The sequence below is a fragment of the Mesorhizobium sp. 43Arga genome (genome assembly GCF_053714255.1).
Window position 1 is genome coordinate 123,410 of sequence record NZ_JBSKBO010000006.1, and the last position, 11,710, is coordinate 135,119.

General features: G+C 58.8%; 9 protein-coding genes and 3 pseudogenes. 4 read left to right on the forward strand and 8 right to left on the reverse strand.

From position 1 onward, the window contains the following. Nucleotides 1-36: 36 nt before the first annotated feature. Nucleotides 37-186, forward strand: a complete 150-nt coding sequence (locus tag ACWGS8_RS21370) for a hypothetical protein (RefSeq protein WP_454583051.1) — start codon at nt 37-39, stop codon at nt 184-186. Here the strand turns inward: ACWGS8_RS21370 and ACWGS8_RS21375 are convergent. Next, nucleotides 172-894 (reverse strand): antitoxin Xre/MbcA/ParS-like domain-containing protein, encoded by a 723-nt coding sequence (locus tag ACWGS8_RS21375; protein WP_454582772.1) that lies wholly within the window; start codon nt 892-894, stop codon nt 172-174. The two genes, ACWGS8_RS21370 and ACWGS8_RS21375, sit on opposite strands and share 15 nt — an antisense overlap. 325 nt (nt 895-1,219) lie before the next feature. On the opposite strand from ACWGS8_RS21375, the gene ACWGS8_RS21380 reads away from it, so the two are divergent. Further along, entirely contained in the window at nt 1,220-2,404 is a 1,185-nt protein-coding gene (locus tag ACWGS8_RS21380) for a porin (protein ID WP_454582773.1), read from the forward strand. A gap of 296 nt (nt 2,405-2,700) precedes the next feature. Here ACWGS8_RS21380 and ACWGS8_RS21385 read toward each other — a convergent pair. Both ACWGS8_RS21385 and ACWGS8_RS21390 read right to left on the reverse strand, forming a co-directional pair. After that, a pseudogene (locus tag ACWGS8_RS21385) lies at nt 2,701-4,198 on the reverse strand (IS3 family transposase); the annotation flags it as partial. Next, nucleotides 4,195-4,480, reverse strand: a pseudogene (locus ACWGS8_RS21390) (integrase core domain-containing protein); the annotation flags it as partial. The pseudogenes ACWGS8_RS21385 and ACWGS8_RS21390, both read right to left, overlap by 4 nt. Nucleotides 4,481-5,157: 677 nt before the next feature. Here ACWGS8_RS21390 and ACWGS8_RS21395 point away from each other — a divergent pair. After that, complete coding sequence (locus ACWGS8_RS21395) at nt 5,158-6,078, forward strand: nucleotidyltransferase and HEPN domain-containing protein (RefSeq protein ID WP_454583031.1); 921 nt, start codon at nt 5,158-5,160, stop codon at nt 6,076-6,078. 934 nt (nt 6,079-7,012) lie between these two features. Here ACWGS8_RS21395 and ACWGS8_RS21400 read toward each other — a convergent pair. The 5 genes and pseudogenes from ACWGS8_RS21400 to ACWGS8_RS21420 form a co-directional block, all read right to left on the reverse strand. Continuing rightward, nucleotides 7,013-7,369, reverse strand: a complete 357-nt coding sequence (locus tag ACWGS8_RS21400; RefSeq protein WP_454582774.1) for a response regulator — start codon at nt 7,367-7,369, stop codon at nt 7,013-7,015. 6 nt (nt 7,370-7,375) lie between these two features. Beyond that, nucleotides 7,376-8,377, reverse strand: coding sequence for an HWE histidine kinase domain-containing protein (locus ACWGS8_RS21405; RefSeq protein WP_454582775.1), 1,002 nt, complete (start codon nt 8,375-8,377; stop codon nt 7,376-7,378). 106 nt (nt 8,378-8,483) lie between these two features. Next, nucleotides 8,484-9,185, reverse strand: coding sequence for an ATP-dependent DNA ligase (locus tag ACWGS8_RS21410; RefSeq protein WP_454583032.1), 702 nt, complete (start codon nt 9,183-9,185; stop codon nt 8,484-8,486). Next, nucleotides 9,180-9,490: pseudogene (locus tag ACWGS8_RS21415) on the reverse strand (adenylate/guanylate cyclase domain-containing protein); the annotation flags it as partial. The gene ACWGS8_RS21410 and the pseudogene ACWGS8_RS21415, both read right to left, overlap by 6 nt. 263 nt (nt 9,491-9,753) lie before the next feature. Further along, a complete protein-coding gene (locus ACWGS8_RS21420) occupies nt 9,754-10,119 on the reverse strand; it encodes an avidin/streptavidin family protein (RefSeq protein WP_454582776.1) in 366 nt (121 codons plus the stop codon). Nucleotides 10,120-10,718: 599 nt separating this feature from the next. Here ACWGS8_RS21420 and ACWGS8_RS21425 point away from each other — a divergent pair. Then, a complete protein-coding gene (locus ACWGS8_RS21425) occupies nt 10,719-11,039 on the forward strand; it encodes a hypothetical protein (protein WP_454582777.1) in 321 nt (106 codons plus the stop codon). Nucleotides 11,040-11,710 lie beyond the last annotated feature (671 nt).

Sequence of the window (11,710 nt, forward strand, 5' to 3'; positions counted from 1 at the left end):
AATCTCAGATGGAGGAAATTCTCAGTGGAAGGTCACATGGAACTCGCAACCCATAAAACCGCCGTCAATTATGACCCGGCCGGCCAGCGCCAGGCAGGCGACGGGTCGGTTTATGGGTCAAAAACCGCAAATCAGAATGTCCTGACGGGGCTTCATTTCCAGACATACGCGTCAAGTTTTCACTAGAACAAGCCCATGCGATATTCGATTCCGAGCCCACAACCCCGCAGCGTCGGCTACCATGTCGACCTTTCCTAATACCAGCAAATTGAGCGGTGCATCGCCGGTAAAATCTGGATTTGGCGATATCAACCATTTCCACGCGTCGCGCTGGCTACCCAGGATCGAAATTATTGTAGCTAGGCCAGGGAGAGGTCGGCCGTCGATAAATTGCCTCAATGGAAAAACGGGCTTGCTGCCAGTCCGCGTATTGATAGCTACTGCTTCGTTGTGCTTGTGCCACCTATATAGAGTCGAGCGCGGTATCCCGTAAAATCGCTCTATCTCTGTAGGGCCTGCGACGGGCCCAGCCCAATCATCGGCTAGCAATAGAGTCGCTTCTGGGTCAGGGAGGCTTGCCTTGAACCGGACCAGTCGCTGCGACACGTGCCCAGTCGCTATCTGCACCAGATCCGCGGCAAACTCGGTCGCATAATTGGCGATGTCATCCTCAACCGTCTTAAACGCTCGCTGCACAGCGTCCGTCTGGCTAACTATTTGTGACACAATAATCGCGGCCAACTCGGATGCCACCCTCATGGCCGGCAAGCGCATTTTCGGTCCATCTGTCTGCAGGACACTCTCTATGGCTAGAAAGAGAGTCTCCTGCAAAGCCTCTCGGCCTGCGAGCTTGTCTCTGTACCGCTCTTTCGAGAAGCGCCTTCGAGTAACCATTTTGTCTCCGATTCCATTTTAGCCATAGCCCGATTCTCGCCATACAAAGATCATGATGCCGCGGCCAAGCAAGGCCCATACGTTACCAAAATGTTTACGCGGCGGCGAAAACGTGACGTTTCTGCAACACGCAGCTCTGATTAGAGCCATTGCGGGACACTCGTTCGACGATCTCGGTTGATCACGATGCGCCGATGCTTAATGTCGATTTCGAAGGAGCGGCGCGGTGCGCATCTTTTTCGGTAGTGGGGATGGGGCAGGGAACGCTGTCCTTCAGCAAAGAATACCCAGACCCGTTTTTTAACTTTTGACTGGAGGTCAGAAAATGAACATCAAGAGCCTTCTTCTCGGCTCCGCTGCGGCCCTGATCGCAGTTTCCGGTGCGCGCGCCGCCGACGCCGTCGTCGTCGCCGAGCCGGAACCCGCTGAATACGTCAAGATTTGCGACGTCTACGGCGCTGGCTACTTCTACATCCCCGGCACCGAAACCTGCCTGCGCATCGGCGGCTACGTCCGTTACGACATCGCCGGCGGTGACATCGGTTCGTTCGATGGCGCGCGGACCGACGACGTGACGAGCGGCAAGAACCAGGGCGTCTGGCACAAGAACGCCCGCTTCACGCTGAAGACCTGGACCGGCCAGGAAACCGAACTCGGCACCTTGAAGACCTACACCGAGACCCGTTGGAACTTCGGCAACGACAACGACAACGAGCCTATCAATGCCGCGCACAACAAGGGGACGTCGCTGAACTTCGCCTGGATCCAGCTCGGTGGTCTGCGCGTCGGTAAGGACGAATCGGCCTTCAACACGTTCATCGGCTATGCCGGCGACGTCATCCAGGATACGCTGGTTCCTTACGGTGACTTCGACACCAACGTCATCCAGTACTACTTCGACGCCGGCAACGGCTTCTCGGCCGTGGTTTCGCTGGAAGAAGGCGCGGGCAGTGGTACCCCTGGCTTTTACGGCGTCGGTTCGATCGACAGCTATGTTCCGCATGTCGTCGGCGGCGTAAAGTACACGCAGGGCTGGGGCGCCATCACCGGCGTCGTCGCTTATGACAGCAACTATGAGTCGGTGGCCGGCAAGGTTCGCCTGGACGTGACCGTCAACGACCAAGTGTCGCTTTGGGTCATGGGCGGCTACGGCTCTAAGGGCAAGCTCAATGATGTTAACACCGATCCCGTCACCGGTCTCGTCGTTGGCAGCCCTGCCGGCGGCCGCGGCTTCTACAAGCAGTGGGGCGGCAACTGGGCTGTGTGGGGCGGTGGCACCTACAAGTTCAACGAGAAGACCAGGTTCAACGCCCAGATCTCGTATGACGACTGGAAGAACCTCGGCGTCGCGGCGAACATCGCTTATGACGTCGTTCCCGGCTTCACGGTCACGGCCGAAGTCGACTACCTCAATGCAGGCCAGTTCGATGACGTCGGCTTCTCCAACTGGACCCACGCCACCAAGAAGAGCAGCCTCGGCGGCATCCTCCGCTTCCAGCGCTCGTTCTAATAGATTTCGCCTTGTCGAAATCGAAACCCGGCGGGCAACCGCCGGGTTTTTTCGTTGAAAAGCCGTTTGGTAGCCGGGAACCTCAAGTCGTGATTGCGAGGCTGGCAGGCTCTCAAATTAAGAAGGGGTCGGGCTCGCGCCAGCTGTTTGCCCGCGCCGCTTAATCTACCTCGAGCGACTTTCCGCTCCCAACAGCCGAATTCGGGCATGCTTCTCGATTTGATGGATGTCGTGTTGATTTTCACTGAGAACTGACCCGGCGGGGGTGCGGATAAAAAGTTGGACTGGTTATGCGCTAAGTCCAGGCTTTTCCGATTGGGACTGAGGGCGCCGAGCGACAATTTGATGCGCTTTTCGTTGTACCATTGGATGTAGGCATCGACCTCGTTGACGAACTGCTCGATCGCGGTCGCCTTCCAGTCTCGTGGGTAAAAGAGTTCGGTTTTCAGCCGGCCAAAGAAGCCCCCGCAGACAGCATTATCTTGCGAACAGCCCTCGCGGGACATTGAGCGAACCAGCTTCGATCGCCTATCCTGGTGAGCCAGCCCGGCCAGCGATAATGGGCTCCGCGATCGGAATGAACGATGGCCGTGCATCCACGTCGACCACGGTTTCGATAGCGGCTTCCAGCATGGTATTGACCAGCCCGCATCTGGCTGCGTTCCAATGGACCAGCTTATGACCATGCCGTCGATGCAGTCGATAATGGGCCGAGAGGTACACCTTACCCGTCGAGATCTGGAACTCGGTGATGTCAGTGAGCCACTTCTGGTTCGGCACCTCGGCCTGGAAGTCACGATTGATCAGGTTCTCAGGCGCCGGACTGATCTCTCCCAGATACGAACCGAACGCCGGCGCTTGGGCCTAGAGACGACCAAACTTTCCTGTTTCATCAGCCGCTGCACAACCTTTTCCGATATCGTCACGCGCTCCCTCGCCAGCGACGCCTGCAGTCTGCGATAGCCATAGCAGCGATGGTTGGTTTCGAAGATTTTCGGTGATGCTTGGACGAACAGCGACATATTTGTCCGCCAAGCTCACACGGGCGCGAGGGTAGAAGTATGAGCTTCGTCCCAGCCCCAACTGGGAAAGCAGTTCTGGCAGTCGATAGAGATTCTTGCGGGCGTCAACCAGCCTCGTCTTCTGCCGGTCAATCAGGAGTGGCAGATCGACTCCCAGGCCTTTTAAGAGTTCATTGGCCTTCTTCAAGAGATCATGCTCGAGCTGCGATTGGCGGAGATCGCGTTAGTGGGCTTCAAGCTGTCGCTCGAGTTCCTCGCGGTCCGGCGCCGTAGGAGAAGCGTTGCGGCGTTTCATGGATGAGGGAGCCTCATGACCTAGTAACTGGTTCTTTCAGTTGTACAACGTCGGTCTGCATACGCCCAGCCGGTCAGCTACGTCCTGGGCACTTTCCTCTCCACTGCAAAGCCCAATGACGCCCACCTGCTTCAACGCCTCGGGATACGCCGGCCGCCAAGATCGAGCGACTATGGACGTTCTGGTCTCCGGAAACGCCTCTCGAACCCATGCGGTTAAGGTTCCACGACCGGGATAACCCAATGCCCTCATCGTCGAAGCGATGCAGCGATCGTGACAGTAATGCTCAACAGCCGCCTCCTTCTGAGCCTGAGAATACTTCGGAGCTTTTGCGGCTACACGCAAGTCGCGATGCTGCTCGTACTCACGGCACCACGCCTTCAAAGCATTTTTGGTGGGATAACCCAGCTGACGAATAGTCGCCTTAACCCGCTTGCCAAGCTTTACATATAACTCGACCCCTCGGATTCTGTTCATCCAGCGGCGATTAGAGCCTCGACCGTTTCTGTTACGCCGTGGGGCGCGGATTGAGCAACCGGCGAAGACGCGGAGCCTTCGATTAGCGCAGCGTCGGAGCTGGTTGCGGTGATGACCTCAGGCCGCCGGGGTCTGGTAGCCGAGCGAGGAATGCGGCCTTGCAGTGTTGAAGTCCTCCCTCCATTCAGCGATGGCACTGCGGGCGTGATCCAGGCCGAAGAACAGGCTCACGTTCAGGAGCTCATCGCGCATCCGTCCATTGAATGACTCGACATAGCCGTTATCCGGCATGTTGTTCTCGGTGGCGAAGATGGTGCTGAAAAAGAAGAGCTCACTGAAGGCGTGACCTAAGAGGGTTCCAACGTTCCCCTTTTATCGCCAGGAAAACTCCCATCCATTCCGGCGCTAGCCGCGCCGCGAGCGCGGGTAGGAGAACATTCGGCGATTTGTCGTGACCTGCGCACGGCCCGTGCAACTGAAAGAATTCTCAGCTTGCTCTGTAGCCTACAGGAACCCTCCGCCCCCCACATCTCCCCCAAGCGTCTGTCGCAGGCGCCGGGTGGTAACAGTGACCAACCTCGCGCGATTGACAAGTGTTCACCCCACCCCGCTCGTCACCTGTCATCGGAGCGGCTCAGGCGATGAGCGAAGTGGTGAATGTGATTTCGGCGCAACCGAGTGCGACGGGGCAATGAATGCAGTTTTGGCCGTCATCGGGGACCGGAACGGCAGCCCTCCAGCCATTACCAACAGCCGTATGGATGAAAGTCGCCGGCGCCTGGAGGACGGGATGGCTCTGCAAAGATGTTGCGCGTTTCAATGCTGCTTACATAGACGCAACGAAATTATCACAAGGCGAGAAGGACATTTGCGTTGCTCCGCCTGGTCCGGCAGGCCACTATAGGGATTCGCAGTATTTTTCCAGCTATGCAGATTTAGTGGACGGCCGACCTTTGTTTATGAAATCCAGCATCGATCATCTGCCTCCGCCGAAGCAGCGTGAGCTGACGAGAACGGTGGAGGTGCTGCTTGAGGAATTCGACGACGCGCTAAAAGGCGCAACTGCCGATTTCAAGAAGCGCGGCCGCATCCTTAAGATCATTCTCTTCGGGTCGTACGCCCGCGGTGGCTGGGTCGACGAGCCGTATACCAAGAAGGGCTACCGTTCTGATTTTGATCTCCTGGTGGTGGTCAATAACCGCAAGCTGACGGATTTCGCCGGCTACTGGCAGACAGCAGCCGACCGGCTGATGCGAGAGATCGACACTCCGGTCAGTTTCATCGTTCACTCACGCCGCGAGGTGAACACCGCACTGCGCGAGGGGCAGTATTTCTTCGTCGATATCCGCCGCGATGGCATTGTCCTTTACGAGCTCGATGCTGAGCCTCTCGCCAATCCCGTGCCCTCCAGCCCCGCAGAGGCTTTTCGGCTGGCAGGAGCCTATGCCGCGGAGCGTCTCCCTCAGGCTAGAACGTTTGCCGAGGGTGCCGAATTCTTCGCTACCAAGGGAAGGCTAAAGGAGAGCGCGTTCCTCCTACATCAGTCGATCGAGCAAGCCTACGCCGCACTGTTGCTGGTACTTACGAACTACAGCCCTCCGTCTCACAACATAAAATTCCTCCGGAGCCTCGCAGAGGATCAGGCCCAGGAACTTGCCGAAGCATGGCCACGCGACCAACAGCGCTTTGTGGCGTGGTTCAACATTCTCAATGAGGCTTATGTGAAAGCGCGCTATTCGCGGCACTTCGAGATCACAGATGAAGCCCTGCGATGGCTATCCGAACGTGTCTCGGCTCTCATCGATATGATTGAATCAATCTGTGAATCTCGACTTGAGAAATTGAGCAGCGAGGCGGGTGCCCTAGCCCACCGCGTTTAGGGTCGCGTTATTCCAGTCTGCCCTTTTATGCGACTTTCGAGGCACAAATGGCGAACGCTGAGAGGGCGTTCTCTCGGCAAGCACGTCCGAACTGCCGTGGATGACCCCAGGGTCGGCCCATGGCACTCCCTTCGCCACCTCATGAAGGATCGGCTTCGGCCGGCTCTCGAAGTTAGACCAAGACATCGTGCTCGGCCATTCCTCGGGCAGCGTTGGCGAAGACTACGGCGGCGAAGAGGCTAGGCTTAAGGTGGCCGAACGGGCGATCAAGGCGGCGCTGGGTGTCGAGAGGAAGCGCAAATAGTCCGCGAGTTGATCTGGTGGGCGGTTTTGATCGCGCCTACTCGTCCCTCCAGATTACCCGTTTCTCCCACCGGATTTGCACCAGCCGCCTACCGGACGGTGTGCGCCTGCTCGCCTGTCGGGTGGAAGAGCTGGGCGCTCATCCACTCCCTGCTCTTGCGTTCTTGGCACCGCAACTTATCGCGCACCTCGTCAATCGTGACGTTGCCAATCACTTCCCGAAGCTCTGACGGCTTGTAGTAGCGCGTGATCCTACAGTGGGCGCAGCGAATACCTGCCGCCTGCCCCGCGTCATGGGCATGCGTCAGGGGTCCATGCGGCACCTCTCGGCCACTTCTCGGGACGCTCGGGGCATGACCTGAAATGAGGAGCGGCTGCGGCTCCGGTAGAGGCGCTCGACAGTTTTGTTCTCATTTTGTTCACTATTGCTCATAAGGGACGAAATCCGCTTGCCCAAGCCTGAATATTCCACGCCGCCGGGGCCCCAGCATCACGTCTGCGAGCACGACGGTTGCGCCCAGAATGCCGGCTGGGGCTTTGCCAAGCCGAAGCAAGCATCGCACTGGTTCTGCTTTGAGCATCGGGCCGCGGGCGAGCATTGCCTATAGTAGCCCAGGGCGCAGGTCAGGGGTTACGATGTCAACAACTCCGCCAGAACGGTTAGGAGACGCGTCTCCGAGGTGGGCTTTCCGACGTTCGGCACGTTGCTCAAAACTGGCCCTCCAAATTGGTCTGGTCGGTCGTAAGCGCTTGCGATAGCGAATGGCACATGAAGACTGCGGAGTTTTTCCGCGACGGGAGTGACCATTTCGTCCCCCAAGTTCACGTCGAGCAACGCGACAGCGGGCACCTCGACATCCAATAGGCTGATGGCAGCAGCGACACTTGCAACCGGCCCCATGACGCGCCAACCGCGATGCTCAAGCATGGCCTTCAGGTCCATCGCGATCAAAAATTGATCTTCCACGATCAGGACAGTCTGTGGCACGGGCCTTCACTCTGCTGGGCTCGCCTTCTTGAGCGGAATGGTCATCTCCAGCTGCAAACCTGTGGGCGCATAGGTTGGTTCCACTTTGCCCCCCAGATCGTATGCGACGGCAAACTGAATGAGCCGGGTTCCGTAGCCGGAAGAAACCGGCGGGGTCACCTTGGGCCCACCGCTTTCCGTCCAGTTGAGCACCAAGTTCTTATCCTCGACCGCCCAACGCAGCCGTACCTGTCCGCCTGCCGTCGAGAGCGCTCCGTATTTGAGGGCGTTGGTAGCCAGCTCATGGAGAGCAAGCCCGAGAGACACCAACTGCTTGGTGTCCAAGTGGACATCCGACCCGCTCTCAATCTTTATGGCTTCAGCGTTCGCTCGGAACGGCTTCAGCGTCCGGTGCGCCAACGCCTCAAGGCTGCCATCCCCGCCGCCGATGAACCCCTGATCATTCGCCTCTGTTATGGCGGTCAGCCTGCCGAGAAACGCGTCTCGAAAGGTCTCACCCGAGACGCCTTCAGCCTTGGTCTGATTTGCGAGCGCCCGCACCAATCCAAGAAGGTTCTTCATTCGATGCCGAAGCTCGCCTACCAGAACTTCTATCTCCGCCTCTCTGCGGGTTCGGGCAGTGGCATCCACGAACGATAACAGCATAGTAGTGCCAAGGTCGTCGGGGTTGAACACGGTCCGAGCCGTGACCAGCATCGTTCTCTGTCCCATCCCGGGGAAATTGTGCTCCACTCGGTAATCGACGACCGCTGTGCTCCTCGGTATCACGTCTGAAAGGAGGCGACGCAGCTCCGGAATGTCCCACTGACCATCTCCCAGGTCGTAAATCTGCTTCCCTATTGTATCGTCGCGCTGGACTTGGAAGGTTCGGAAGAACGCACGATTGGCGCTCTGGATACACAAGGCTCCATCCAAAACCAGCAAGGGAACAGGGACTGTGTCCACGATCCCTTGGGCCTGCACATGGCCGGTTCGCAGGATGCGATAGAGGTCTTCCAAATTCACCATTGGCGGTCCCACAAGAAGCTGGCTTACCCTATTGAGCAATAAGCCACATCGCAACGGCTGACGGCGGCGGCCGAACTCGGGCGCTCGAGCAGGCCCTTCTGTCCCCTCATCGCTCTTCGCGAAAGTCCTTCAGCGACGCATGGCGGAGCTTTTCCTCGCCCTTGAGGAACTTGACGCGCCCCACCAAACCCGGCTTGAGCCACTCGGCTTTCTCTTTGGCGAGCCCTTTTAGCGGTGGAGCGCCGGACTTGCCTTGCACGCGGTCCCAAGGGGCCTGCCGCTTGTCCGCTTTGAAGGTCACGAAGGCACCGCCCATATAGTGGCCCTTGTCAGCCATAAGCACCATGGCCGGCTTTCCGGTCTCTGGCTTCACGCCGATGACGTCCATTTCCTTCTCGACGTAGCACTTGATCTTGCGCCAGTTCATGGTTGAGCCGCTGCGGTAGAGGCTGTCGAGACGCTTCGAGACGATGCCCTCAAGGCCAGCCTCACAGGCGAGATGATAGACGGCCTCGCCAGTGCCAGGCAGAGCCTCGCTGAACTGGATATGGCCGCCAGCCGGGATCACCGCTTGCAAGATTTCGCGCCTGTCCTTTAGCGGCATGTCCCGCAGATCGTGGCCGTTGAGATGCAGAAGGTCGAAGGCCACGAGGTAGAGGTCTTGGGGGCGCTTCGTGATCGCCGAGCGCAGCGCGTGGAAGTCCGAAAGCCCGGCCTCGTTGGTGACGATTGTCTCGCCCTCGATGATGAAGCTTTCCGCGTCTACCGCCTTAGCCTCGGCGGCGAGCGGCCGGTACTTGGCCGTCATGTCGCGGTCGTAGCGGTCCGCCCAGACATGGGTCCCGGTCCGCGCATCGATCAACTGGGCATTGATCCTGACGCGGTTGCCGGCGCGGCGGATCGAGCCCTCGAGCACCGCAGTCACGTCGAGCTCGCGCCCGACCGTCCGGACATCGATGTTCTTGCCTTTGTAGTGAAGCTGGAGTTGCGGGCGATGACCGAGAGGCCGGCGACCTTCGACAGGTCGGTTATGATGTCTTCGCTGATGCCGTCGGCGAAGTAGTCCTGCTCGGTGTCGCCGCTCATATTGGCGAACGGCGGCAAACTGGTCGATCCGCCGGACGAGAGCACCGATCCTAATTCCGAGCAGATCTATTGACCCTATCCAGGGCGGCGGCGATCAGGGTGAGGATTGCGGTAGCGACGACCATCCGTGCTGAAGGCGTTGCGGCGTCGCGTCGCTCGCCGGCAGGCAGCCCTACTGGGCGGCCACTCGTTAACCTGGTTTCGAAGCTCTGCAGCGCGAACTGAGCCAAGCACGGCAACGACTGCAAGGCCCTGGAGCGCGAAGCAAAGGCACTCGGCCGCTAGCTTGGCTATTCTCGGACGAAGGTGTCGAGGCTGGTGCCGAAGGCACGCCAGGTTCCTACCGGCTTGCGGGAAGCGGTTTCGCCTTCCTTGCCGGTGATGGTGCTGCCTGCCACCGTCAGCCACATCGTCTCCAGTTTGCCGTCCCGCAATATGCCGGTGTAACTCACCGCGGCGGGGCCGGCCGTACCCTCGCCGGCGGCCGTTACTCCAATCACATCCCCATGCGCGATGCCGAATATCGGCACGGTCTGTCCATAGAAGCTGCTGTCTTCAAGCGCCGTGCGAAACGTGCCTTCAATCCGGCCGCCGTCCTCGCCGGTGATGTCGAGGACGGATCCATACTGATTACGCCATCTGCCAAGCCAAGGCATTCCGCCCTCCACGACTGTCGCCCTTCGTCCCATAAATCGCCCGATGGCGGACTTGTTCCCAAGGCCCACAATTCGTCAGTCTGCATGGTGAATTTCAACCACGGTTGGTGCTATCGAGCGGTCATCGTGACTGTATGCTTCCGCACTTCGACACGCTGCAGGCAGTGAGCGGGAATGTCTGGCCAAACAGCCTTGGCGCACTTGGCCGGTCCGGGCTGGGCAGCGCCGAGAATGCGGCGACTTGGAAAAGCAGTGCGGCGAAGGCGATCTTTTTAAGCATGGCGCCACAACGCGGAATGCCGCCTCGTGTTCCGCAGCCCGCTCAGAGCCCAGACTTAACTTGGACCCGACTGCTCAGGTGGCGGGGCTTCGGACGCCTGCATGAAAGGGCAACGAGACGTCAGGATGCTAGTTCTCATTCCGGCTGGGCATTTCCCCAAAACACATGTTCCCTTCTTCTCAGGCAAACCTTGATCCCAACCTGCAAAGCGTCGGTTGCCCGTCTTCGATACGCCAGGGCGCCTCGGTTTGCGGGAACCCGCACCGCCCCAAACCGTTCTTTTCGCGAAGGGGCGTCCTCGAAACTCAAGGAGGGTGCAATGAAAAAGCTTCTGCTTGCTTCGATAATCGCCATCGCCTCGGCGTTCGCGATCGCGCCGGCTAGCGCCGGCGGCGTGCAGCTCGGTATCGGCATCGGTCCGAGCTATGATGACAGCTATTACAACGGCGATTATAGCCCATATTATCGCCATCACCGATACTACCGCCATGTCTACAATGACGACTATGACAATGGCGGCTATGCGGTGCGCTATCATCACCGTCGCCATTGCCGCACGGAACTAGTGAGCCACTGGCGCCACCACCACCGCGTGGTGGAGGAGGTTCGCGTCTGCGGTAACGGCTATCACGGCTACTAAATCGCCTATTGGATGGGAATGACGCGGAACGGCTTTGTCTGCTCCGCGTCCATCTTCCGACGTGCGCCTGGGCCGCGAGCGCTCACGAAGTCTTCAATTGTTGCTGATTGCACCTGGCGGCGCCATTTTTTCAGTGGGCCGGACGTTTCAATCAACCTTCGGAGGAGGTCCTCGACTCCGCTCCGGTCTACGGTTCCTCTAGGAGTGCCCTACCCCCGGGGTTACGGCGCTGCCTACGGCAACAACCAGCTTTGCGGAAGGCCAGAAAACTCGCCTGGGATCGAACAAGTGACGCGGATTTAAGGCGATTGCCGCCCGAGCAAGGCTTTGGCTTCGCGAACAAGCGAATGCCCAATCGGCGCCAAGCAAGGCGATGAGATCGATTGCCTGCGCTTCGGTTATGCCGAACTCTCGGACGAGCCGCTTAACAATGCCGGCGTGCTGCGCGTCTTTGGGGTCAATGGCCAAGAGCGTGATCTCTCCCAACCGGGGTTATAGGACGCAGCATAGCTCCGACAAGGTCGCTCCATATGAGTTTTCGCTAATATTACAAAAATACCACTGGTATACAAAGGCCATCGGTACGCTGGCGAGGTGGTGCTCGGAACTGGACATCAACAGGAGCCGGTTCACTGTGTTGTCTTGGATACCGCCAGTGGGCCAAAGGCAGG

Excerpts from the sequence above, each read along its gene's own strand:
- ACWGS8_RS21370 (WP_454583051.1), top strand. The coding sequence starts at position 37 with ATGGAACTCGCAACCCATAAAACCGCCGTCAATTATGACCCGGCCGGC.
- ACWGS8_RS21375 (WP_454582772.1), bottom strand. The coding sequence starts at position 894 with ATGGTTACTCGAAGGCGCTTCTCGAAAGAGCGGTACAGAGACAAGCTC.
- ACWGS8_RS21380 (WP_454582773.1), top strand. The coding sequence starts at position 1,220 with ATGAACATCAAGAGCCTTCTTCTCGGCTCCGCTGCGGCCCTGATCGCA.
- ACWGS8_RS21395 (WP_454583031.1), top strand. The coding sequence starts at position 5,158 with ATGAAATCCAGCATCGATCATCTGCCTCCGCCGAAGCAGCGTGAGCTG.
- ACWGS8_RS21405 (WP_454582775.1), bottom strand. The coding sequence starts at position 8,377 with ATGGTGAATTTGGAAGACCTCTATCGCATCCTGCGAACCGGCCATGTG.
- ACWGS8_RS21410 (WP_454583032.1), bottom strand. The coding sequence starts at position 9,185 with ATGACGGCCAAGTACCGGCCGCTCGCCGCCGAGGCTAAGGCGGTAGAC.
- ACWGS8_RS21420 (WP_454582776.1), bottom strand. The coding sequence starts at position 10,119 with ATGCCTTGGCTTGGCAGATGGCGTAATCAGTATGGATCCGTCCTCGAC.
- ACWGS8_RS21425 (WP_454582777.1), top strand. The coding sequence starts at position 10,719 with ATGAAAAAGCTTCTGCTTGCTTCGATAATCGCCATCGCCTCGGCGTTC.